Origin of the sequence: Thiomicrospira aerophila AL3 (genome assembly GCF_000227665.2) — a bacterium.
Classification (GTDB): domain Bacteria; phylum Pseudomonadota; class Gammaproteobacteria; order Thiomicrospirales; family Thiomicrospiraceae; genus Thiomicrospira; species Thiomicrospira aerophila.
Window position 1 is genome coordinate 1,333,478 of the sequence record NZ_CP007030.1, and the last position, 22,988, is coordinate 1,356,465.

General features: G+C 46.9%; 27 protein-coding genes and 1 riboswitch. Of the genes, 21 read left to right on the forward strand and 6 right to left on the reverse strand.

The window, feature by feature from the left end; all coding sequences use genetic code 11:
- Positions 1–3: 3 nt before the first annotated feature.
- The 13 genes from metG (at position 4) to THIAE_RS06565 (ending at position 11,758) form a co-directional block, all read left to right on the forward strand.
- Positions 4–2,046 (forward strand): methionine--tRNA ligase, encoded by a 2,043-nt coding sequence (gene metG / locus THIAE_RS06505; RefSeq protein WP_006461005.1) that lies wholly within the window; start codon positions 4–6, stop codon positions 2,044–2,046.
- A gap of 27 nt (positions 2,047–2,073) precedes the next feature.
- Positions 2,074–2,652 carry an electron transport complex subunit RsxA gene (gene rsxA, locus THIAE_RS06510; RefSeq protein WP_006461006.1) on the forward strand — a complete coding sequence of 193 codons (579 nt, stop codon included), beginning with the start codon at positions 2,074–2,076 and terminating at the stop codon, positions 2,650–2,652.
- Complete coding sequence (rsxB, locus tag THIAE_RS06515) at positions 2,649–3,227, forward strand: electron transport complex subunit RsxB (RefSeq protein ID WP_006461007.1); 579 nt, start codon at positions 2,649–2,651, stop codon at positions 3,225–3,227. Before rsxA ends, rsxB begins: the two co-directional genes overlap by 4 nt.
- A complete protein-coding gene (gene rsxC, locus THIAE_RS06520) occupies positions 3,167–5,062 on the forward strand; it encodes an electron transport complex subunit RsxC (protein ID WP_239232365.1) in 1,896 nt (631 codons plus the stop codon). The genes rsxB and rsxC overlap by 61 nt, the downstream gene beginning before the upstream one ends.
- Complete coding sequence (locus THIAE_RS06525; RefSeq protein ID WP_006461009.1) at positions 5,055–6,083, forward strand: RnfABCDGE type electron transport complex subunit D; 1,029 nt, start codon at positions 5,055–5,057, stop codon at positions 6,081–6,083. Before rsxC ends, THIAE_RS06525 begins: the two co-directional genes overlap by 8 nt.
- The gene (rsxG, locus tag THIAE_RS06530; RefSeq protein ID WP_006461011.1) at positions 6,080–6,703 is read left to right on the forward strand and encodes an electron transport complex subunit RsxG; all 624 of its coding nucleotides are present in this window, start codon (positions 6,080–6,082) and stop codon (positions 6,701–6,703) included. Before THIAE_RS06525 ends, rsxG begins: the two co-directional genes overlap by 4 nt.
- Positions 6,696–7,403: an electron transport complex subunit E gene (locus THIAE_RS06535; RefSeq protein WP_006461012.1), complete on the forward strand. Its 708-nt coding sequence runs from the start codon at positions 6,696–6,698 to the stop codon at positions 7,401–7,403. The genes rsxG and THIAE_RS06535 overlap by 8 nt, the downstream gene beginning before the upstream one ends.
- Positions 7,404–7,417: 14 nt before the next feature.
- Positions 7,418–8,059, forward strand: a complete 642-nt coding sequence (gene nth, locus THIAE_RS06540; RefSeq protein WP_006461013.1) for an endonuclease III — start codon at positions 7,418–7,420, stop codon at positions 8,057–8,059.
- A 53-nt stretch (positions 8,060–8,112) separates the two neighbouring features.
- Positions 8,113–8,538: a DUF1841 family protein gene (locus THIAE_RS06545; protein ID WP_006461014.1), complete on the forward strand. Its 426-nt coding sequence runs from the start codon at positions 8,113–8,115 to the stop codon at positions 8,536–8,538.
- Positions 8,539–8,568: 30 nt separating this feature from the next.
- Positions 8,569–8,796, forward strand: a complete 228-nt coding sequence (locus THIAE_RS06550; RefSeq protein ID WP_006461015.1) for a hypothetical protein — start codon at positions 8,569–8,571, stop codon at positions 8,794–8,796.
- A gap of 19 nt (positions 8,797–8,815) precedes the next feature.
- Positions 8,816–9,031: riboswitch (cobalamin riboswitch) on the forward strand.
- Between the two features lie 154 nt (positions 9,032–9,185).
- Complete coding sequence (locus THIAE_RS06555) at positions 9,186–11,042, forward strand: TonB-dependent receptor plug domain-containing protein (protein ID WP_006461016.1); 1,857 nt, start codon at positions 9,186–9,188, stop codon at positions 11,040–11,042.
- Positions 11,043–11,171: 129 nt separating this feature from the next.
- Positions 11,172–11,426: a type II toxin-antitoxin system HicA family toxin gene (locus tag THIAE_RS06560; protein WP_006461017.1), complete on the forward strand. Its 255-nt coding sequence runs from the start codon at positions 11,172–11,174 to the stop codon at positions 11,424–11,426.
- Positions 11,423–11,758, forward strand: coding sequence for a type II toxin-antitoxin system HicB family antitoxin (locus THIAE_RS06565; protein WP_006461018.1), 336 nt, complete (start codon positions 11,423–11,425; stop codon positions 11,756–11,758). Before THIAE_RS06560 ends, THIAE_RS06565 begins: the two co-directional genes overlap by 4 nt.
- Positions 11,759–11,785: 27 nt before the next feature.
- Here THIAE_RS06565 and THIAE_RS06570 read toward each other — a convergent pair whose 3' ends face one another.
- Positions 11,786–12,451, reverse strand: a complete 666-nt coding sequence (locus THIAE_RS06570) for a LysR substrate-binding domain-containing protein (RefSeq protein WP_006461019.1) — start codon at positions 12,449–12,451, stop codon at positions 11,786–11,788.
- A gap of 94 nt (positions 12,452–12,545) precedes the next feature.
- On the opposite strand from THIAE_RS06570, the gene THIAE_RS06575 reads away from it, so the two are divergent.
- From THIAE_RS06575 to THIAE_RS06590, 4 genes are all read left to right on the forward strand, one after another.
- Positions 12,546–12,773 carry a ferredoxin reductase domain-containing protein gene (locus THIAE_RS06575; protein WP_006461020.1) on the forward strand — a complete coding sequence of 76 codons (228 nt, stop codon included), beginning with the start codon at positions 12,546–12,548 and terminating at the stop codon, positions 12,771–12,773.
- 33 nt (positions 12,774–12,806) lie between these two features.
- Positions 12,807–13,721 carry a methylenetetrahydrofolate reductase gene (locus tag THIAE_RS06580; RefSeq protein ID WP_006461021.1) on the forward strand — a complete coding sequence of 305 codons (915 nt, stop codon included), beginning with the start codon at positions 12,807–12,809 and terminating at the stop codon, positions 13,719–13,721.
- A 98-nt stretch (positions 13,722–13,819) separates the two neighbouring features.
- Entirely contained in the window at positions 13,820–14,374 is a 555-nt protein-coding gene (locus THIAE_RS06585) for a YaeQ family protein (RefSeq protein ID WP_006461022.1), read from the forward strand.
- Positions 14,371–14,625, forward strand: coding sequence for a VF530 family protein (locus tag THIAE_RS06590; protein WP_006461023.1), 255 nt, complete (start codon positions 14,371–14,373; stop codon positions 14,623–14,625). Before THIAE_RS06585 ends, THIAE_RS06590 begins: the two co-directional genes overlap by 4 nt.
- On the opposite strand, the gene THIAE_RS06595 is transcribed toward THIAE_RS06590, so the two are convergent.
- Positions 14,607–15,377, reverse strand: coding sequence for a M90 family metallopeptidase (locus THIAE_RS06595; protein ID WP_006461024.1), 771 nt, complete (start codon positions 15,375–15,377; stop codon positions 14,607–14,609). The genes THIAE_RS06590 and THIAE_RS06595 overlap by 19 nt on opposite strands.
- A 142-nt stretch (positions 15,378–15,519) precedes the next feature.
- Between THIAE_RS06595 and cobO the strand changes: the two genes are divergently transcribed.
- From cobO to THIAE_RS06610, 3 genes are read left to right on the forward strand one after another with little or no spacing between them, the layout of a single operon-like run.
- Entirely contained in the window at positions 15,520–16,128 is a 609-nt protein-coding gene (gene cobO / locus THIAE_RS06600; RefSeq protein WP_006461025.1) for a cob(I)yrinic acid a,c-diamide adenosyltransferase, read from the forward strand.
- Positions 16,128–16,991 carry a cobalamin-binding protein gene (locus tag THIAE_RS06605; RefSeq protein ID WP_006461026.1) on the forward strand — a complete coding sequence of 288 codons (864 nt, stop codon included), beginning with the start codon at positions 16,128–16,130 and terminating at the stop codon, positions 16,989–16,991. The genes cobO and THIAE_RS06605 overlap by 1 nt, the downstream gene beginning before the upstream one ends.
- 10 nt (positions 16,992–17,001) lie before the next feature.
- On the forward strand, positions 17,002–18,090 hold the full coding sequence (locus tag THIAE_RS06610) for an ADP-ribosylglycohydrolase family protein (RefSeq protein WP_006461027.1): 1,089 nt from the start codon (positions 17,002–17,004) through the stop codon (positions 18,088–18,090).
- 21 nt (positions 18,091–18,111) lie between these two features.
- Here the strand turns inward: THIAE_RS06610 and THIAE_RS06615 are convergent, their stop codons facing one another.
- From THIAE_RS06615 to THIAE_RS06630, 4 genes are all read right to left on the reverse strand, one after another.
- Complete coding sequence (locus tag THIAE_RS06615; RefSeq protein WP_006461028.1) at positions 18,112–18,564, reverse strand: tetratricopeptide repeat protein; 453 nt, start codon at positions 18,562–18,564, stop codon at positions 18,112–18,114.
- A gap of 9 nt (positions 18,565–18,573) precedes the next feature.
- Positions 18,574–18,861: a DUF6172 family protein gene (locus tag THIAE_RS06620; RefSeq protein WP_006461029.1), complete on the reverse strand. Its 288-nt coding sequence runs from the start codon at positions 18,859–18,861 to the stop codon at positions 18,574–18,576.
- Positions 18,862–18,925: 64 nt separating this feature from the next.
- Positions 18,926–20,641 carry a putative bifunctional diguanylate cyclase/phosphodiesterase gene (locus THIAE_RS06625; protein WP_006461030.1) on the reverse strand — a complete coding sequence of 572 codons (1,716 nt, stop codon included), beginning with the start codon at positions 20,639–20,641 and terminating at the stop codon, positions 18,926–18,928.
- Between the two features lie 60 nt (positions 20,642–20,701).
- Positions 20,702–21,253, reverse strand: coding sequence for a DUF2058 domain-containing protein (locus tag THIAE_RS06630; protein ID WP_006461031.1), 552 nt, complete (start codon positions 21,251–21,253; stop codon positions 20,702–20,704).
- 141 nt (positions 21,254–21,394) lie between these two features.
- Here THIAE_RS06630 and THIAE_RS06635 point away from each other — a divergent pair, with 141 nt between their 5' ends.
- Complete coding sequence (locus THIAE_RS06635; protein WP_006461032.1) at positions 21,395–22,918, forward strand: phosphohexomutase domain-containing protein; 1,524 nt, start codon at positions 21,395–21,397, stop codon at positions 22,916–22,918.
- Positions 22,919–22,988: the final 70 nt, after the last annotated feature.

Consider the following 22,988-nt stretch of genomic DNA (forward strand, 5'->3'; position numbering starts at 1 on the left):
GTAATGACTCAGGTCAGAAAAATTTTAATTACCAGTGCGCTTCCCTATGCCAATGGCCCGATTCACCTGGGTCATTTAGTGGAATACATTCAAACCGATATTTGGTCGCGTTTCCAAAAACAACGCGGCCACAATTGTATTTATGTCTGTGCCGATGATGCGCATGGCACACCGATTATGTTACGTGCACAATCAGAAGGCATTACACCGGAACAACTGATTGCACGCATTTCTGAGGAACATCAGCGGGATTTTGCCGGATTTAATATTGCATTTGATCAATATCATTCCACTCATTCCGAAGAAAACCGTTTTTATGCCAGTTACATTTACAATCAGTTAAAAGCCAATAACCACATTAGCCGCAAAACCATTAAACAGGCGTTTGACCCTGAAAAACAAATGTTTTTACCGGACCGTTTTATCAAAGGCACTTGTCCGAAATGTGGTGCAGAAGATCAATACGGTGACAACTGTGAAGTCTGCGGTGCAACCTATAGCCCGACCGAACTAAAAAATCCCAAATCGGTGGTGTCCGGCGCGACACCGATTGAAAAAGACAGCGAACACTTATTCTTTGAGCTAGGTCACTTTGAACCCATGCTCAAGGACTGGACGCAAGGCGGCCATTTGCAAACCCAGATTGCCAACAAGTTAAGCGAGTGGTTTGAATCCGGTTTGCAAAAATGGGATATCAGCCGCGATGCGCCTTATTTTGGCTTTGAAATACCCGGTGAAGATAATAAATTCTTCTATGTATGGTTGGATGCACCGATTGGGTATTTGGCGTCGTTTAAGAAATATTGCGATCAACACGGCATTAACTTTGATGACTACTGGGCGAAGGATTCAGATGCTGAGTTATATCATTTTATCGGCAAAGACATCGTCTATTTCCACGCGCTATTCTTCCCAGCCATGTTGGCTGGTGCCGGCTTTAGAACGCCTTCAGCGATCTTCGCGCATGGTTTCTTGACGGTAGATGGCGCGAAAATGTCCAAGTCGCGTGGCACTTTTATTATGGCCAGCACCTATTTAAAACACCTTAACCCGGAATATTTGCGATATTACTTTGCCACCAAACTCAACAGTCGAATTGACGACCTTGACTTAAATCTGGACGACTTTGTTCAGCGGGTTAATTCAGACCTGATTGGCAAAGTGGTCAATATCGCCAGCCGTTGTGCCGGTTTTGTCACCAAGCGTTTTGACGGCCAGCTCAACCAGGCCTGGTCACCCGAGGCACAAGCCCTGTTTCAAGAATTTGCCGATCAGGGTGATTCGATTGCCGAACTTTATGAAAAACGCGAATATGGTCAAGCGATGCGTGAAATTATGGCGCTGGCCGATAAGGCCAATGAATATATTGCCGAGACCGCCCCTTGGGTGCTGGCCAAACAAGAAGGCAAGGACGCTGAATTGCACGAATCGGTCAGCTTGGGCTTAAACCTATTCCGCGTGCTAATGATTTACCTCGCACCGGTATTGCCTGAAACCACCCGCAAAGCGCGTGAATTTTTTAATGAACCTGAATGGACTTGGGCATCAGCGAGTTCGCCTTTATTCGGCCATGAGATTGCGCCCTATCAGCCATTACTGACTCGACTTGAAATGACACAGGTAGAAAAAATGTTAGACGACTCCAAACAAACCCTACAAGCCGCAGCGCCCGCCGCTGAAAAACCAGCGACAACCGAATCCGTATTCGACCCGATTGCAGCGGAAATCAGTATTGACGACTTTGCTAAAATTGATTTGCGTATCGCCAAGATTGTCAATGCCGAAGCCGTACCGGAAGCGAACAAGCTACTGAAACTGACGCTGGATATTGGCTTGGGCGAACGCCAGGTATTTGCAGGCATTAAATCCGCCTACGAACCCGAGGATTTAATCGGCAAGCTGACCGTTATGGTGGCGAACCTTGCACCGCGTAAAATGCGCTTTGGCCTATCAGAAGGCATGGTATTAGCCGCAGGCCCGGGAGGCAAAGACCTGTTCATTCTTAACCCGGATGAAGGCGCACAACCCGGCATGCGCGTTAAATAAAAGTAAACTTTAATCACTGAGAACACCATGACCGAATATGCCATTATTCTAATCAGCACGGTATTGGTCAATAACTTCGTACTGGTCAAGTTTCTTGGCCTGTGCCCGTTTATGGGTGTGTCCAAAAAAACCGATGCGGCATTAGGCATGGGGCTCGCCACCACCTTTGTTCTCACGCTATCATCCGTATTGAGCTACCTGCTCTATACTTACCTGCTCGTACCTTTCGAGCTTGAATACCTACGTACCATTGGGTTTATTTTAGCGATTGCAACCGTGGTCGGCTTTACAGAAATGGCGATCCACAAAACCAGTCCGGTACTTTATCAAGTGCTTGGCATATATTTACCGCTCATTACTACTAATTGCGCGGTCCTCGGTGTCGCGCTACTTAATATTGGTGAAGATCATAACTTTTTGCAATCGGCGGTCTTTGGTATGGGCGCAGCCATAGGGTTCACTCTAGTGATGGTACTTTTTGCCTCATTACGTGAACGCATTGATGCCGGTGATGTTCCCACCCCCTTCAAAGGCGCCCCCATTGCGTTAATTACCGCTGGCTTAATGTCCTTAGCCTTTATGGGCTTTGGAGGGATGCTGCCATGAGTGCGTGGTTAGGTATCCTTCTATTTTTAGCGCTAGCGGTCGCTTTTGGCTTATTACTGGGCTATGCGGCGGTGCGCTTTAAGGTAGAAGGTGATCCACTTGCCGATATGATTGATCAAAAGCTACCGCAAACTCAGTGTGGTCAGTGTGGCTACCCGGGTTGTAAACCCTATGCCGAGGCACTCGCGAAGGGTGAAGCAGAAGTCAATCTGTGCATTCCAGGTGGCGAACCCACTATGCTTGAAATCGCCGAGATTTTAAAAAAAGACCCTAAGCCGATGGCAGCCGAGGCTACGGAACCTAAGCCACCGATGGTCGCTTTAATTGATGAAAATCTATGTATCGGCTGTGTCTTGTGTATTAAAGCCTGCCCGGTGGATGCGATACTCGGCGCGACCAAAATGATGCATACGGTCATTGCTAAAGAATGCACCGGCTGTGAGCTTTGTATTCCAGTCTGCCCAGTCGATTGCATCAGCATGGTCACTGAAGAAGTCAGCAGTAAAAATTGGAAATGGCCTCAACCCAATGCCGTGGCCCGCATTCCGGTCGAGATCAAGGGGATGACGTCATGATTACCCATCTCGCCAAGATGAGCGATGTCACGCACCAATTAATTGCCAAACTAAGTCAATTTGTTCCCACAGCTAAACACTGGCTTTACAAGTTTCACGGTGGCATTTTCCCAGACTATCATAAAGACCTTGCACTTAGGCAACCACTACGCCAAGGCTATATGCCCAAAAAACTGATCCTGCCTTTGCAACAACATATGGGCGAGCCGGCTACCGCCTGTGTTGAGGTTGGAGAGCGTGTACTAAAATATCAGGTTATCGCAGCAGCGCTCGCGCCACGCAGTGTGCCGTTACACGCGCCCACTTCAGGAAAAGTAGTCGCTATAGCGCCACAACCTTTACCCCATGCTTCGGGTCTGGCAGAAATGGCCATTGTGATTGAACCTGATGGCTTGGATGAGGCTCATCCCACCCCGCTCAAGCAACCACACCTGTCTATTCATACCACTCAGGACCCTATTGCTAATTTTAAAAATATCATCTTAAATGCCGGCGTGGTGGGTATGGGCGGCGCGGGCTTTCCAAGTTATGCCAAATTACCCAATCAACCAGGCCTGGTTAAACACCTTATTATCAATGGCGCCGAATGCGAACCTTTTATCACCTGTGATGATATGCTCATGCAAACCCATCCGGCTGAAATACTCGCTGGTGCACAGGCACTGGCCAAAGCTTTCGAGATTCCCACTATCATTTTTGCGATTGAAAGCAATAAACCCAATGCGATTAAAGCCGTGCGCCAAGCCCTAGCCGCTCAAGTGGCTTACCCTGGCGTTAATATTCAATTGATTGAAGTCGCGACCGTTTACCCGATGGGCGGTCAAAAACAGCTGATTCAAGAACTACTCGGTCTAGAAATCCCCCACAACAAACATGCGATCGATATTGGCCTAGTGATGATGAACGTCGCTACCTTGCGGGCGATTCACCATGCCATTGACTTAGACCTACCCTCAGTATCGCGGTTTGTCACCGTATCTGGGCACGGGCTAACAGAACCTTTTAACATTGAGACGATGATAGGCACCCCCTTTGATGAACTCGCGATGCTGGCCAAGCCCTCGTCCCCCATCAACTACCCACTTATTATGGGCGGTCCAATGATGGGCGTGCGCTTAGTCAACAATCATGTGCCGGTCATAAAAACCACTAACTGCATTCTCGCCAACCCGCCTGAACCGACTCATCAGGCCATGGCGTGCATTCGCTGTGGCGAATGTGCCGAGGTCTGCCCAATCAACCTGCTACCGCAACAACTTTATTGGCATGCCAAGGCGCAGGAGTTTGACAAGGTCAACGATTACAAACTCTTTGACTGTATCGAGTGTGGCTGCTGTGCTTACGTCTGCCCCAGCCATATTCCCCTAGTGCAGTATTATCGGAATGCTAAGGCTGAAATTCGTGAACAAACAGCACAAGCCGCGCTGGCTGAACAAGCTAAACAACGACATGAAGCGCGCCTGGCTCGCATAGAGCGTGACAAGGCTGAACGGGAAGCTAAATTAGCGGCTAAAAAAGCCGCGGTTAAAGCCCAAGCGGCTGAAACACCGAAACCGGCCGACAAAGAGACGCAAACTGCAACAAACAATTCTAATCCAGGCGCTCCGTTACCTGAACAAACATCCGCACCCAAGCTATCAGCGCGAGAAAAAGCCATGCAGGCCGCCCGAGCACGCCAAGCCGCCGCTGCCGCATCCTCTAAAAAAGCGGATTCCACAGACGTAAAATCCGAACCAGCCGCGCCTTCAGCTGAAGAAAAACGCAAGGCTGCGATGGCAGCCGCTAAAGCCCGTGCCGCTGCTAAAAAAGCGCAACAGGAATCATCCGATGCATAATATTTATACCAGTTCACCCTTTGCGCACAATAACAGCTCAGTCCAAAAAGTGATGCTCCAAGTACAACTGGCCGCTTTGCCGGCCTTGGTCGTTCACCTATTACTGTTTGGGTACGGCATAGTCATTCAATGGTTTTTAGCCGTGGCCACCGCGCTGCTAGTGGAATATGTCATGCTCAAGCTGCGCGGACGACCACTGCTGCCAAATATGACGGATTTCAGCGCGCTGATTACCGTCACAGGCTTAGTGTTTTGTATTCCTCCTGAATCGCCTTGGTGGGTTGTGGTAACGGGCAGTGCATTTGCGTTAATTTTCGGCAAGCATTTATATGGCGGCTTAGGCTATAACCCCTTTAACCCCGCGATGCTAGGTTATGCCTTTTTGCTACTCTCCTTTCCCGCACAAATGACGCAATGGACCTTACCGACTGAGCTAACCGGTTTGCACCGTTCATTTTGGGACACCTTCCAACTGATTTTATTTGGTATCAGCCAAGAGCCCGATATTTACACCGGCGCGACCCCACTGAGTTTAATGCGTTCAAGTTTACATGAAGGCGCGTCTGCCATTAATGTCATGATGACCCCACTGATTGGCGGCGGTTGGTTTGGCCTCAATGCCTGGGCATGGGTCAATATTGCCTTTTTTGTGGGTGGACTCTACTTACTCTTCACCCGCACAATTCGCTGGCAATACCCAGTCGGTTTTTTAGGCGCACTGATTATTACGGCTTGGTTTTTTCACAGCCTAAACCCTGACGTCTACGCCCCAGTGAGTTTCCACTTACTCGCTGGTGGTACCATGCTGGCCGCTTTTTTTATCATCACCGACCCAGTCAGCTCTAGCACTACGCCCTATGGTCGCTTAATCTATGCCGCGGGTATTGGCGTGTTGGTCTATGTCATTCGTAACTGGGGCAGCTTCCCAGACGGGATAGCCTTTGCTATTTTGTTAATGAACATCGCTGTACCCTTAATTGACCGTTATACGCAACCCAGAGTAGTAGGACACAGCCGATGACACCTTCGCCCCTTCCATCTACCATGTTACGAGCAGCAGGCCTGCTAGGCTTGTTTGTCGTCGTCAGCATCAGCATTTTAGTGGCTGTTAATAGTTTTACCCAACCCAAAATCGCTGCAGTTGAACGCCAAGTCATGCTTAACACACTTAATCAAGTGATGCCTACTCACTATTACGACAACAATTTAATTGAAGATATGACTTGGGTCAGTGCCCCTGACGCACTCGGCACAACACAGCCGATGCCCATTTATCGGGCACGTCTTAATGGTGAGCCAGCAGGCCTGGTAATTGAGACGATTGCACCCGATGGCTATAGTGGTAACATCCGTATATTGGTCGGTGTATTTGCAGATGGTCGTATTGCCGGGGTACGGGTGTTAAATCATCGTGAAACCCCCGGGCTTGGCGATAAAATTGAACTGCGGAAAGACGATTGGATTTTAAGTTTTGATGGTCGTCAACTCACTGAAACCAATGCCCACACCTGGGCCGTCAAACGCGATCGCGGCGAGTTTGAACAATTTACCGGTGCAACCATCACGCCACGCGCAGTGATAAAAGCGGTTAAAAACACGCTTGACTATGTTAATCATCAAGGAACACGCCTCTATGACTAGTGCATGGCAACAAAAATGGCAAGACTATCAAGATATTGCCCAAAAAGGCCTGTGGAATAATAACCAGGCCCTAGTCGCCCTACTGGGGTTATGTCCGTTACTGGCTGTGACCAATAACACCGTTAATGGACTCGGGTTAGGACTCGCCACGATGGCGGTCCTGCTCACCTCCAATATTTTGGTCTCGCTGATTCGTGATCATGTCCCTTCAGAGATTCGTATCCCAGTATTTATCGCTATTATTGCCTGTGCCGTGACGGTCATTGACATGCTGATGCACGCCTACTTTTATACTCTACATGGTATTTTGGGGATCTTTATTCCCTTAATTGTAACCAACTGCGCGATTCTGGCACGTGCTGAAGCCTTTGCCTCCAAAAACCCCGTTGATAAATCGATTGTTGATGCCCTGTTTATTGGCATAGGCTTTACGTTGGTGCTGATGGTGTTAGGCGCATTACGTGAGCTGATTGGTAATGGTACTCTGTTTGACCAGGCCTGGTTATTGTTTGGCGATGTGGCGCAAAACTGGACTTTACATTTGCCCGACAGTTACAACCCAGTGATGCTAGCCATTCTGCCACCCGGTGCCTTTATTGCCCTTGGTCTACTGATTGCCCTTAAAAACCTAGTTGACCAAAAAGTCAAAAAAACCGCCCTTACAACTATCCCGGTTGAAGTGAAACCCAGCCAGTTGTAAAGACACTCTAGATTATGAACAAACTCAAGCGCCAACAGATTTTTGATCGACTTGCCGAAGCGATTCCTGAGCCGGAAACCGAGTTGAATTACAGCAATCCATTTGAACTGTTGATTGCGGTGATTTTGTCAGCGCAGGCAACGGATAAAGGCGTCAATATTGCCACGGCCAAACTCTTTCGGGTGGCGAATACGCCGGAAGCCATTTATGCCCTCGGTGTGGACGGGTTAAAAAGCTATATCAAAACCATTGGTTTGTTTAACTCCAAAGCCGAGAACATTATCAAAGCCTGCAAGATGCTGATCGAATTGCATAACAGCCAAGTGCCGCAAACCCGTGAAGCCCTCGAAGCCCTACCCGGCGTCGGTCGCAAAACCGCCAATGTGGTGCTCAATACCGCGTTTGGCCAAATTGCGATGGCGGTCGATACCCATATTTTCCGCGTGTCCAATCGCACCAAAATTGCACCGGGCAAGGATGTGCTTGAAGTCGAAAAGAAGCTGTTAAAATTCACCCCCAAAGAACATTTGATGGATGCACACCATTTGCTGATTCTGCACGGCCGCTACACCTGTATGGCGCGCAAACCCCGCTGCGGCAGTTGCGTCATTTTTGACCTGTGTGAATTTAAAGACAAAGAAGGTTATGTTGAATAACCAGGTCTGGTGATGCAATTCAACACCCTTTTCATAAAAGAGTAACAGAACGTATGTACACTTCAGAACGTGACAAACTGCGCCAACACTATGCCGATATTTGGCAAAAAGCGCGCGCTAATCAACCGCTCGATGCGTTGGAGCAGCAAATCGCATTGGTGATTGAGCAACACCCGGAATACCATAAAATGCTCGAAAACCGCCAACATATCAAAAACGAATACCTGCCCGAAATGGGCGAAACCAATCCGTTTTTGCACATGGGAATGCACTTGGGCATTCGTGAACAAGTCGCCACCGACCGCCCTGCCGGTATCGCGCAGGTTCACCGGGTGTTAAGCTTAAAACTAGGCAGTGTGTTAGAGGCGGAACACGCGATGATGGAATGCTTGGCCGAAGCCCTGTGGCAAAGCCAAAAAAACCAACAAGCGCCTGACGAGCTTGCCTACCAGGCCTGCTTAATGCAATTAATCAACTAACCTTAAACCCATCCAACAAAGGCTTACATCATGTTATTCAATCCGCTCAAACGCGCCCTTCGCAACAGCGCACTACTCAGTTTAGCCGTCGGTTTAGTGATGCTGTGGCAAGACAATGGTTTGATGGAGTCGGGACTCACGGCCCTGTTCACCTTTATGATTATCACCCCCGCATTTTGGTTTTCTTATCAACTTGCCAATAAACTCGCGAAAAAAATGGCCGATAAACACGCCCAATCGCCTGAAAACAAAGATTGAATAAATCCTTTAACCCTCTATAATTTGCACAACCTAAAGGTGCGCGGTTTAGATACTGCGTTAAACGGGAAGAGTCGTACGAGGCTAACCAGCCTCAAATCGAACGCTGCCCCCGCAACGGTGATGGAGAAGACCTTTAATAACCCACTGATTCAGCCAGGTGCAAGCCACTGAATTGGGAAGGGAAAGGAAACTGCTCCTCAGCCCGGATACCGGCCTTAGGTCTTGAAGCTTGCTTCAAACTAACCTATTGCGGTGGGCAATACGGGAACTTGTAAAAATTTCGCGTTAAAACTCGAAACACCTAAAGCATCCTGCGCGTTGTTGCATGGCTTTGGGTTAAGTCCGTTTTGCCTTCGTTCATACTAAATGAATTGAAGGACATATCCATGTTACACAAACCCAAAAACCTGACCCTAAACCCCCTTATTGTTGCTCTTGCGCTATCACCAGGCCTGGTGGCGGCTGAAAATCGACTGTCACAAATAGTAGTCACGGCGAATAACACCGAACAAACCCAGCGCTCCGTAACCGCTAATATGCACGTTATTACGCGGGAGGAGATTGAACAGGGTCAATATCAAACCTTCGCCGAAGCCCTTAGCCGTGTACCGGGCGTGTTTATTCGTCACAATGGCGGTATAGGACAATCAACCTCAATTTTCATGCGTGGGGTGTCGTCTGCAGATCGCCATATTCTTGTTTTAGTTAACGGCATCGAGATGACCGACACGACTGGTTTTGGTGCAGATATCGCCAATTTGAGATTAAGTAATGTTGAACGTATTGAAGTACTCAAAGGCCCACAATCCGGTATATGGGGGGCGAATGCCTCCGCAGGGGTCATTAATATCATTACCCGCACCGGTGAACAAGCCGCCGAAGTGTTTTTTGAACTCGGCACTCATGGTAGTCATCAATTAAATACTTATTTAGCCGCTGGCAATGAGCAGATTGATTTCTCATTAAGTTTGCAGCAACGCGAAACCGATGGTTTTTCAGCGGTAAAACCCTTCAAAGAAAATGGCCTAAAATTTGAGCGTGATGGTTTTACTCAGCAATCTCGCGCCTTCACAGTGGGCTTTAATCCCTCTTCTCATCACCGTATAGAAACATTCATTAGCCAATCCGATTCAACCAATCAGTTTGATGGAGGATTTCCAACCAACCCTAACGACAAAACCAGTTTTAATACCTACAACGACACCCAAAAAATGCTGACCTATCGTTTTAACAACAATGGCTTAGGCCTCTCACTCAGTGCAAAAGAAAATAGCATTGAACGCGAGTTTTCAAGCGGTTTTATAACCGAAGGGAGTGTGACTAAGCTAACCGGTTCAGCAGACTACACCTATAATCAAGCCAATAAAGTAGCTATATCAGCGCATCAAACCACATTTGAAGGAAAAACGAATTTCAATCCGCAATCAAGTTATACCAATAATGGTATCGGATTATCGAATCTTATTGCCTTCAATGATCACTTATACACTGATCAAGCGATTCGATTTGATCGCTACGATGAATTCAAAGATGCCATAACGGGTCGCCTCGGCATCAAGAACTATTTCAATGATCAAATTTTCGTTTCAGCTAACTATGCAACCGGATATAACCCACCCTCCATTTTTCAGGCCACTACACCGGCCAATCCCAATAAGTTAAAACCAGAGTCGGTGGTGGGCTATGAAATGACACTCGGATTATATGGTGCAAGCATGACCTATTTTGAGCGAGAAACAGAGGATCTTATTGCTGGGCAGGGGTTTTTCCCAAACAATTTTTTTGTAAACACCGATGGCAAAACGCGTGAACAAGGCATCGAGTTTGAATACCTCCACACCTTATCGTCATTGTACACCGATGTGGCGCTAAATCTAACTTGGTTAGAAGCCAAAAACCAGCAAAATCATACACTTGCCTATCGTCCTGACCATACAGGTTATTTAGAGCTCACTTATCATGGTTTACAAAATATTAGACTTGGCGTTGAAACTCGCTATATGGGACAACAGTTTTCAGCCAATAATCGAGAAGGTGCGCAAATTGGTGAGTATTTCGTCGTGGACCTTAATGCTCAATACCAGATTAATTCCCATCTAAGCCTACATGGTAAAGTGGTTAATTTACTGGATGAGGACTATGTTATCAACGTAGTTGATTTTCCTGCCACCAACCCTAGACCCTCACAAGTCTATGGCAACGGTGGAACCCAGTTTTTCATCGGGATTCGTGCAGCACTTTAACGCTTTAGCGACCCTTTCTGAGTTTACCAGGCCTGGTTATCTGCCAGGCCATTAATAACACAACGACATGATTTATTTAAGCAAGCAAAGCATGATTGCACATAAATATAAAAGTGCTATCATAATAACATGAATAACAAACATCAAAAAACCCTCGCTACTCTTTTTAACGACCCCGTCAACGGCAATATTGAGTGGTCAAAAATTGAAAGCTTGCTCGTTGCATTAGGGTGCCAAGTGATTGAAGGTTCCGGTTCATCAGTGACCTTTGAAAAGGATGGCAAACGCGCTTACTTTCATCGCCCGCACCCACAAAAGGAAGCGCTTAAATATCGCGTTAAATTAGTACGCGAGTTTTTACTAAAATTAGGAGTCAAGCCATGAAAAACATCATGACTTATAAAGGATACAGTGCAAGCATGGAGTTTGATCCGGACGATAAAATTATTGTCGGGCGCGTGCTTAACATTGACGACATTATCAGTTTTCATGCCGAATCAGTTGACGGATTTGAACAAGTGTTTCATCAATCCATTGATGATTATTTAGCAGCCTGTGAACAACTTGAACAAGTGCCTGAGAAGCCTGCCAGTGGCAAATTAATGCTGCGTATTTCGCCAAAAATTCACGCCGCTGCCTTGAAATCGGCGCAACAAAGTGGTCAAAGCATGAATAAATGGGTTGAAAGTGTATTGGCTAAAACGATTCATTCTTAAGTGCTAAAAATCGAGCAAGCCGAAGAATTAAACATCCATCTCATTGGCTATTAACTGAATGAATTCTTGAATATAGGGCTGTTGCGTCAGCACTTGCGGCGTGGCGGCATAGAGTTTAGTCCATAGGCCTTTTTTACCTAAGGTGCGGTGCGGCAGGTGTTGGAAATCAACCTGATTATCAAGCAACCATTGCGGCAGCACACAAATCCCTCTGCATGCGGCCACTCTTTGCAACATCATAAGCGTTAATTCCGAATAGGTGACCGCTTGGGGTTCAATGCCGGCTGGCCTTAAAAATTGTTTAAACACGTCCAATTTCTGTTCCGGCACCGGATAGGTAATCAAGGTCTGGTCACTAAAATCTTCCGGCAACAAATAGTCTTTTTTTGCCAATTCACTATTGGGTGGCAAAACCGCAACCAGCTCGTAACTAAATAGCGCGGTGTAGTCTATGCCCTCTATTTTTTCAGGGTCAGACGTCACCACAAAATCTACCTGCTGTTGCTGCAACTTTTGTAAAGGCGGCGCTTGAAAACTGGGTACGATATCGAAATCAACACTCGGCCATTCCTCCAGATAAGGCTTCAACAACGGCAAGATCCATTCAAAACAGGTATGGCAATCAATACCAATCCACAAACGCCCTGTCTCGCCTTGGATTAACATGTCTAACTGCCGTTCAAGTTGCTGCATCTGCGGCAAAATTGTCCGCGCTGTCTAACGATAAGCGCCCGGCAGGGGTAAACGCTAATGGGTGGGTTTTCCGCTTAAAGAGTTCTGTTTCTAAATGCTTGGACTGGCACACCAGCACCAAAACATCCTATACAGCGCCGTGGTTTCTGAACCTGATGCGGATTGGCAAGGCGAAACCGGCGCGGTACACGAAAAGGTTGTAGATGATTACCCAGATTTAACCGCCCACCGTGTTTACTTATGTGGCCCACCCATGATGCTGTCATTGGCAAAGCACGCATTTATAACCGCTGGTTTAGATGAACAACACTTTATCGCTTAGGCTCGGAAAACATTCAAATATTCAAACATTAAAATGAAACCCACCATTACCCACTTAATCAAACATAGTTCTATCGAAGTCACCCCCAAGGGCGCACTCAGCGTTGCAAATGTTGCCGATTTTTTGCAACCAAACACGCCCGTTTATGTCACCGCCTTGCCTGGTATGGATTTTGCCGACACCCTTCACACCTGTAAACGACTTGCAAACGAAGGCATGATCCCTGTGCCTCACTTTACTGCCAGACGCTTTAAAAACCGAGCGCAGCTTGAACTCCAACTTGCGACTGCAACAGAAGAATGTGGTGTCACTCAAATCTTGGCACTAGCCGGCGCTGATAAACAGCCAGCGGGCGCATTTTCAGATACTATTTCAATGTTAGAAACCGGCCTGTTTGAAAAATACGGTATTCAATCCATCGGTATCGCAGCCCACCCTGAGGGCTGTCCCGATATTGCACCGGCTAGCTTAAAGGCGCATAAGCAACGGAAAATTCAATTTTCCGAAGTGAGCGAGATTGATATGTACATGGTCACCCAATTTGTGTTTGAAGCACAACCCATTATTGACTGGATTGAACGCATTCGAGAAGAAGGCAATCCGTTAGCGGTTCATGTCGGCATTCCAGGCATCGCCTCGCTTAGATCTTTGATAGGTCATGCACAGGCCTGCGGTATTGGCGCATCGAAAAACCTGCTGCTCAAACAAGCCAAAAACATTCATAAACTCTTATCACTCCAGGCACCCAATAAGCTCATTCGTGATTTAGCAGATTACACATTAAAAACGCCTGAGGCGAAGATTACAGGTTGCCACCTCTTCCCTCTGGGCGGTTTTGAACAAACAGCCAAATGGCGTAGCGCAATAGCAAAAGGCCAGTTTGAACTCACAGCAGATGGCTTTGAGCTGCATTATTGCAAAAAATGCCATCTGGTTGGTAATCGTTAAGCCTAAAAATTCAACATTCCGCCCATCAAAGCAATAAGCGGTCTTGCGACAAAAGCTTGCTATACTAATCAGCATTTAAAATAAAACAGGATCATAACGTGGCGTTAAAACCAACCATATACAAATTTAGTATTGCGCTGTCGGATATGAACCGTCATTTATATCAAACCCTTAACTTAACACTGGCGCAACACCCCTCTGAAAACTTGGAGCGCATGATGATGCGTGTACTGGCATACTGTTTAAATGTCGATACCGATCCCAACAACAAACTAGAATTTACTAAAGGCTTAAGCGCCGTTGAGGAGCCGGACCTTTGGGCTAAAACATTGGATGACCAACTGATACTTTGGGTTGATGTGGGTGAACCTAGCCTCGAGCGCATAAAAAAAGCCAGCCGCTTGGCTCGCACCACCAAAATCTACAGTTTCAATTCCAAATCAGACGTTTGGTGGTCACAAAACCAAACCAAGCTACAAAGCCTCAAGGTGGATATTATTCGGTTCAACTGGGATGAAATTCAGGCGCTGGCCAAACGAGTTAGCCGCACGATGGATTTTTCGATCAGCCTAACCGACGATTCGGCCTATATTGCAACCGATAGCGGTGACTGCGAATGTCACTGGACTCAACTTCAAGAAGTATCCAGATGAACAGCCAAGCTAACAACCCACTGCATGGCGTGACGCTTGAGAAAATGCTGGTCGCACTCGTTGACTACTATGGCTGGATTGGCTTGGGCAATCTAATTCGCATCAACTGCTTTAACAAAGACCCCTCGATCAAGTCCAGTCTTAAATTTTTAAGAAAAACGCCTTGGGCGCGCATGCAAGTTGAACAACTCTATCTCGACTCCGTCAACAAACCCAATTTTGTTCAACCCAATCAAGTTAGTGGGTCTTGACGATAAAACAGACTCAACTGCTGATAAACACGGGGAAAGTGATGCGCGAGATGATCAGGAGCGGTAAAAAAATATTCCGTGCTAACCGCAAAAAACTCAGCCGGTTCACTAGCGGCATAAGGATTCAAAGTCGATGTTTGCCCCTGTTCGAGCTGATGGCGCAATTGTTCAAACGCTTGGCTAAACGCCAGCGTCCAAGCGTGATGATCCATAGACGAATGCAAAGGTGGCTTACCATTTGCCGCGCCATTTAACATATCCAACTTATGTGCAAATTCGTGCAAAACTAGATTACGTCCGGCTGCAAACTGATGGGTTTCCCTATCAAAATCCTGCCAAGCCAACACCACCGGCCCACTTAACCAAGCTTCACCGCCTAACACACGCTGCTGATGCGACACGATGCCATTCTCATCCGTTTCATCGCGTTCAACCCAAAACGCCTCGGGATAAACAATAATATCCCGCCAGCCTTGGTAGTAATCCAAACCCAATTCCAGAATCAATAAACAAGCATGAGCTGTGATTTTGATCTGCATGACCTCGGTGAGTTCTAACCCCTGTGCCGCATGGAAACGTTTCTGCTGAATAAACAGCGTGGTCAGTTCACGCAAATAAGCTTTTTGCACCGAACTTAATCCGCTAAATAACACATCCTCACGCATAAGCCGACGCCAAATCAACCGATTAACCGGATAACGCCTCAAAATACGCCTAATCCGCCAATGCTTAAAACAATGCAACAGATTCATGCTCAACCCTATTAAATCATCTAAGGCATTATGCCACAGGCCAAGATTTTGTCTCGCTTGCCCCTAGAATCTACCCATTTTAATCAACAGCCTTGTTGAACTTTTTGTACACTGTACGCTTATTTTTAAAGGTGATAGAAACATGCATACAGACTCGCAAAAATCCGAATTTCATAAAATCCGTATGGCGCGCAAAAAGGCGCAAATTGATGCCGCTATTGCGCGTGCCGACCAGAAAAAAGGCCTGCTGCTGGTGATTACCGGCAATGGCAAAGGCAAATCGACTTCAGCATTTGGCATGGTGGCGCGTGCGTTAGGTCACGGCATGAAGGTCGGGGTCTGTCAATTTATTAAAAGCCGCACCGACACCGGTGAAGAAGCGTTTTTTAGTCAGTTCCCAAATTGTGAATGGCATGTATTGGGCGATGGATTTACCTGGGATACGCAGAACCGCGAACAGGACATCGCCACGTCAAAAAATGGCTGGCAGGTAGCCATGAAGATGCTGACCGATTCAAGTTATGATCTGGTTGTGTTAGATGAACTGACCTACCTACTCAGCTACGACTATCTCGATAAGGATGAGGTGCTGAATGGCCTAAGCCAAAAACCCGAGATGCAGCATGTAGTGGTCACCGGGCGCTCAGCGATTGCCGAACTGCGTGAACTTGCGGATACGGTATCTGAAATCAAAGACGAGAAACATGCCTATAAAAGCGGTATTCAAGCGCAAAAAGGCATCGATCTGTAATGAATGTGTATCGTAAAATGACCTATTACCTAATAGCAGGCCTGCTATCGCTGCTGTCTATGCCCGGATTGGCACAACCCGTAGAGCGGATTATTTCACTTGCGCCCAGTCTAACCGAGTTGGTGTTTTCCGCCGGGGCCGGCGATAAACTGGTAGGTGTGGTGAGTTATTCAAACTACCCTGCTGAGGCTACTCAAATTAGCCAAATAGGTCACTTTGATAATCTTAATCTTGAGCGAATTATCGAACTTCAGCCTGATCTAATTCTTGCCTGGCGCGCCAGTAATAAACCGCAAGACATTGCCCGCTTACAAAACATGGGCTTTCGTGTATTGGTGCGCGATACCCAACAACTCGATGACATTCCAAATTTAATTGAAGAAATCGGTAGACTGACCAACCAAACTGACACAGCGCACGCAGAAGCCGAACGCTTACGCCAACAACTCAGCTATTTACGCGCGCAGTATCAAGATAAAAGCCCCGTCAAGGTGTTTTACCAAGTATGGAACCAACCACTGATTACCGTCAATGACGAACAATTTATTGGTCAGGCGATGGCACTGTGTGGTGGAATCAATATTTTTGCTGACCAAACGGCCCTCGCGCCCCATGTGAGTCGTGAAGCGGTGATTAACGCCAACCCAGATTTGATATTACTCGGTGGCATGGGCGAGGTGCAGCAGGCCTGGTTAACCAGCTGGCAAGCCATACCCTTGTTAACCGCTCAGCAAACCAACCAAATTTTTATGTTAAATGCCGATCTATACCAGCGCCCGACGGCACGACTAATTGATGGCCTTGCCCATTTATGTCGCTTAATCGACCAAACGCGCTCAGCCAAACAACTTAACCGTCACTAATGGAGCCACCATGACACACCCCAACCTCGAACACGCCCAAGCCCGCAGTGCGCTGCAAGCTATGTTTATTGGTGATAGTCTCGCCATGCCTGCTCATTGGTTTTATCGGGTATATGATATCGAGCAGGCGTTTAACGGCGGCATTACCCAATTTGAAGCCGCGCCGAAACACCATCCATCATCGATCATGTCATTGCATTCCACTGCAGCGGGCGGATGCAAAAACGCACACAAACAGCCGCAACCCCACATTATTGGCGAGGTGATTTTAAAAGGAAAACGGGCATTTTGGGATCAACACTTTCAACACTACCATCAGGGCATGCAAGCCGGTGACAATACCCTCAACGCGCATTGCGCACGTTTGCTGATGCGTAACCTTGCACGTCAGCAAGGCCACTATAATCCGCAGACATTTTTAGCCGACTATATTGCGTTTATGACCGCCGATCCCGCTCAACACCCTGACACCTATGCCGAATCCTATCATCGTGGGTTTTTTGCCAACTACATCCAAGGCATCCCACCAGAAAAATGTGCAGCGGTGACCCACGATACCGCATCGGTTGGCGGGCTGGTTACCCTCGCCCCACTGGTTTTTGCCGCCCATTTACACGGCGCAGACTTGGCTAGCATTCAACAACAGGCTAAACAGCATCTTTATTTAACCCATCCTGATGCATCCTTGGCAAAAGTATGTGACCAGTACGTCAGCTTAATAGTCGCGCTTTGGCACACCGCTAACCCAGACGACGCGCGTCTGCAGCTAGAGCACACCGCGAAAAACAGCGGATTCAACATGCCAAAACTGCTTGATAAAAACCTAACGGATCGCGAGGTGGTCGGCCAAGTGTTTTCATCGGCTTGTTATATCAGTGATTCTTGGCCAAGTGTGCTGTATTTAGCGCATAAATACGCACAGGACCCTATAGCAGGCCTGCTAGCCAACGCCAATTTAGGCGGTGATAACGCACATCGAGGCATGATATTGGGTGTGCTATTAGGGCTGATGCACCCTAATGCATTTGACGACTGGTTTGACCAACTCGTTGATCGCGCCGCGCTTGAACAAGAAATCAACGCGTTACTAAAGAACTAGCAGCGATACGACCATAAACGATCACTCGTTACTTAGAGCTGCCAGGTTTTTACAGCCTTCTGAACAGCGATTTTCACAAGCCCGGTTAAACCAATAAGCCGCTTGCACTTTGTCAGGCTCCGTACCCAACCCCTGCAGATACATTTCACCTAGGTGGCTTTGTGCCACCCCGTACTCTTGCTTAGCCGCCTGCTGGTACCAATACAAAGATGGTGCAAAATTAATTTCACGCCCCTGCCCAAAGCGGTATATCTGACCTAATGCAAATTGAGCAAATACATTACCTTGCTCAGCCATAGGCAAAAACATCTTATAAGCTGTCACATAATCGCCCAGTGCATAGGCTTGACTCGCTTCATGAAATTCAATCGACAGAGTGGGCACACTCGTGCTTGCTTGACTATTAAGCGATACAAAACCTAAACCAATTAACATGATTAGTGCAATAAACCGAACGGATGAGCGAAATAGCATTATCAAACCTTAAGATTTAGGGTTGCGATGGCCAGGTTTCGCCACAATTTCTATGTAGCATTGCGGCCACTGATCTTTTTCAGCTTGATCTAGCGCGCCATTTAATTCGGCTAGGTGAAGGCTTTTGCTCGTTGCCGCATCGGCACCCAATTTACAAGCAAAGTCCCAAAAATCCACGCCTGATGGCAAAGCTTTTGCGCGTTCGCGTTTTAAATACTTACGAACCTCATGTTTAATGGCATCTACAAGTCGGGCTGGAGCAATTTTTTCGTGGGTTAAAGCAAAGGTTTTTTTCATAAAATTCTCAATTAAAAATGACGGGCAACCACATAGCACCCGACTGACACTATTATAAAAGGTTTTAAAATCCTTTTATCAGCAATTCAACCAGTCGCTCTGAATCGACAGGTTGACTATACAGATAGCCTTGAATTGTTGAACACTGTTCTTTAAGTAAAAACGCTCTTTGTGCCGGTGTTTCAACGCCCTCGGCCAAGACTTTCAAACCCAACTGATCAGCCATGGCAATAATCGTTCGGGTAATCACCGCATCATCCTCATCCAAGGGCAAATCATTAATAAAGGACTTATCAATTTTAATTTTTTTGATCGGTAAACGCTTTAAATAAGCGAGCGAGGAATAACCTGTGCCAAAATCATCAATCGCTAAACTGATACCCATTTCCTCCAAAGTCAGCAGTCGCGAAATCATAAGCTCAAAGTTTGTCATCAATTCAGTTTCAGTTAACTCAAACTCCAACCACTCTGGCTTACAGGCATTTTTATCTAAACAAATCTGCAACCATTCAATAAAATCAGCTTGTTGTAGTTGTTTAACACTTAAATTTAACGACAATTTGCCTGGATTTAAACCTGCATCCAGCCATTGTTTAAACTGCATGGTAGCATGATCGATCACCCAGCGATCAATCTCCCACATAATGCCTGCTTCTTCAGCAATAGGAATAAAGTGGTTTGGCGATAGTAAGCCTTGCTGAGGATGTAGCCAACGCACTAGCGCTTCTACACCAATAATTGTGTCGTAGTATGCATCGACCTGAGGCTGATAATAAACTTCAAACTCGTTACGTTTAAGCGCTTGCCTTAGGCCTGCTTGCACTGCAATGTGCTCAACCGCTTTATGGGTTAGGTCTTCGGTGTAAAATTGAAATTGATTCCGGCCCAAATCCTTTGCACGGAACATGGCCGCATCCGCACATCGTAATAAATTGTCGACTGTATTGCCATTTTCAGGATAGAGGCTAATACCGATACTCGCTGACAAATAAAACTCATGCTCAGCCAGTTTAATAGGACGTGCAATCACCTCGTTAATTTTTTGTGCCAAGAGACTAATTTCGTGCAGTTGGTCAAAGGACTCATATAAAATGACAAATTCGTCACCCCCTAGCCGCGCCAAGGTATCCTCGCCACGGATTAACAAGCTTAGTCTTCGTGAAATCTCACAAATCACCCGATCCCCTAACTCATGACCCAGCGAGTCATTAATCTTTTTAAACATATCCAAATCAATAAAATAGACCGAAAAGTGCTGTTGGTGTAGGCGACATTTTTCAATAGCGTGCTGCATGCGATCCTGTAGCAATACTCTATTGGCCAGCTGGGTCAGACTATCGTGATAGCGTTGATGAGTTAATAGGGCGGTTTGTTTTTCTAACTGGGTTTCCATCATTCTAAAGGTTGTAATATCTTCATAGCTGCCAAGCATCCCTATTACACAACCTTCATCATCTCGCAACGCCACTTTAGAGGTTAACCATACTCGTAATTCACCCTCACTATTTAGATCATGATCCTCTCGAGCAAGCAGTTTTCCGCCTTGCTCAATCAACTTTTTATCCTCATCAAAATATTCTTGTTGCTTTTGCTTGCTCCAAGGTAAATCAAAATCTGTTTTGCCCAGTAAGTGATCCGCTGTCATCTGAGCGTCGGCTAAAAAGAGTTTATTAGCACCTAAATAGCGTCCGCTCCGATCCTTCCAAAATAATCTAACCGGTGCATGATCAATAATGTTTTGTAGCAACCTAAGCGTTTTATGATCAGTTGAGTGGTTCACTAAGTATCCTCATAGTGGGTATTTTTATTTTTTTATCTTTTTTAAATTGTCTTAAATCATTTACCAAACCAAATCATCTGGAATGGCAAACTTAGCATAATATTCACGGTCTTCATCCGACAAGCCATCATCGGCTGTTGCCTCGTTCGCAAGCGGTATCAACACCTGGTCATCGCGCTGGTTAATTTTATCCACTTGCTCAGCGGCCACTAAAACATAGCGCCCCTCCCAACGCACAATACGAATCGCCCCGGCCACCAGGCCTGCATGGGTTTTCGTATTCACCGCCAAGGTTTTTACCTGGGTGCCGTCCACAAAATTAAACCTTTGCTCGCCGCTATAGTGGCTTAGACCATGCACGGACAAAATCTGTTTCAGTTCGGCCTGCTTGGCTTTTGCTGCCTGCTGTTGCTGGCGCGCTAAATTTAACTGGCGATCCTTGTCAGCTTTTTGCGCTGCGGCCTCAGCGGCCAATTCAGCTGGCGTTTTTTCGCTGCTTGACATGCCTTGCTGCTGTTTTTTAGTTTGTTGATATTTTTCTTTTTTAGCTTGCTTGGCTTTGTGCTCATTCACCAGCCCTGCTTTTTTCATTTGATCTAATAACGATGCCATGGCAACCCTCCCAACATAATGTTCGTTATTTTAAAGCCTTAATCTACTCTTTGGAAAAATTAATCCCGCCGAAAACCTAATTCAACCGTCACACCCCGCGTTATACTCTAAACAGCGTTAATCATTTAAACGAGGTGGTCTATGGAACAGGCGTCATGGGTGCAATTACAAAATGGTTCAGACATTCGAGGCGTGGCGCTCCTCGGCATCGCCGATCAACCGGTTAATTTAACCGCCTCCCATGCCAACTCGATTGGCCAAGCCTTTGCGCAGTGGCTATCGGCCAAACTCAACAAGCCTGCTGCTGAACTCAAGGTCGCCATTGGCCGTGATAGTCGTTTATCGGGACCGGATTTAGCACAGGGCTTAGCCGAGGGATTAATGGCTACGGGCGTTGCGGTAACCGACTTTGGCTTGGCTTCAACCCCCGCGATGTTTATGGCCACGGTTAAACCTGCACTCGATCAGGACGTGTTTGATGGCTCAGTGATGATCACCGCGAGCCACCTGCCCTTTAATCGCAATGGCTTTAAATTCTTTACCGACGCAGGGGGCTTAGACAAGCCAGATATTCATCAACTACTTAGGCTCGCGGCGCAATCGCCCCACCAGGCCTGCGAACAGCCAGTCAACACCCTCGATTACATGTCTATCTATGCCGCCGATTTAGTGAACAAGGTGCGCCAAGCCATTAACCACCCTAGTGACTATCATCAGCCACTCAAAGGCCTAAAGATTATTGTTGATGCCGGCAATGGTGCCGGCGGCTTTTTTGTCGATAAGGTTTTGCAGCCGCTTGGCGCAGATACCCAAGGCAGCCAATTTTTAGCGCCTGATGGTCATTTTCCCAATCATGTGCCCAACCCCGAAGATGCTCAAGCGATGCAATCAATTTGTGCTGCCGTAGTGCATCACCAGGCTGACCTAGGCCTGATTTTTGATACTGATGTAGATCGCAGTGCTGCCGTCGATGAACACGGACAGGCCATTAACCGCAATCGTTTAATTGCGCTGATGGCCGCCATCCTACTTAAAGACGCACCGGGTGCAACGATTGTTACCGATTCTGTCACCTCTGACGGCTTAACTGATTTTATTGAACACCAGCTGCAAGGCAAGCATCATCGCTTTAAACGTGGCTATAAAAACGTCATCAACGAAGCGATCCGGTTAAATAACCAAGGTGTATTAACGCCCTTAGCCATAGAAACCTCCGGTCATGCCGCGCTAAAAGACAACTACTTTTTAGATGACGGCGCCTACTTGGTCACGCTTTTACTTATTGAGCTGGCCAAAGCAAAACTACTAAATCTGTCGTTAACCAGCCTGATTGCCACTCTGCAAGAACCGGTTGAAGAACAAGAACGCCGCTTTCATATTTTGCAGCCCGACTTCCAACACTATGGCCAACAGGTGCTGGATGCCTTGACTCACTATGTGGCAAAACAACCTGGCTGGCGGCAAGTACCCAATAATTACGAAGGTATTCGCGTAGCCTGCCAAGCCGACGATGAACAAGGCTGGTTTTTGCTCAGGCTATCGCTGCATGATCCCGTGTTAGCACTGAATGTTGAATCCAATATCGCCGGCGGTGTGGATAACATCCTGGCGCGGTTGATGACATTTATGGCGGAGTTTAAGCAGGATTTGACGCTTGCGTCATAGATTATCGCGAGCAGAAGTCTGCAGCACCCATAAGCGGAAGCAATCGCTGTAACACAGAATTTAAAACCCC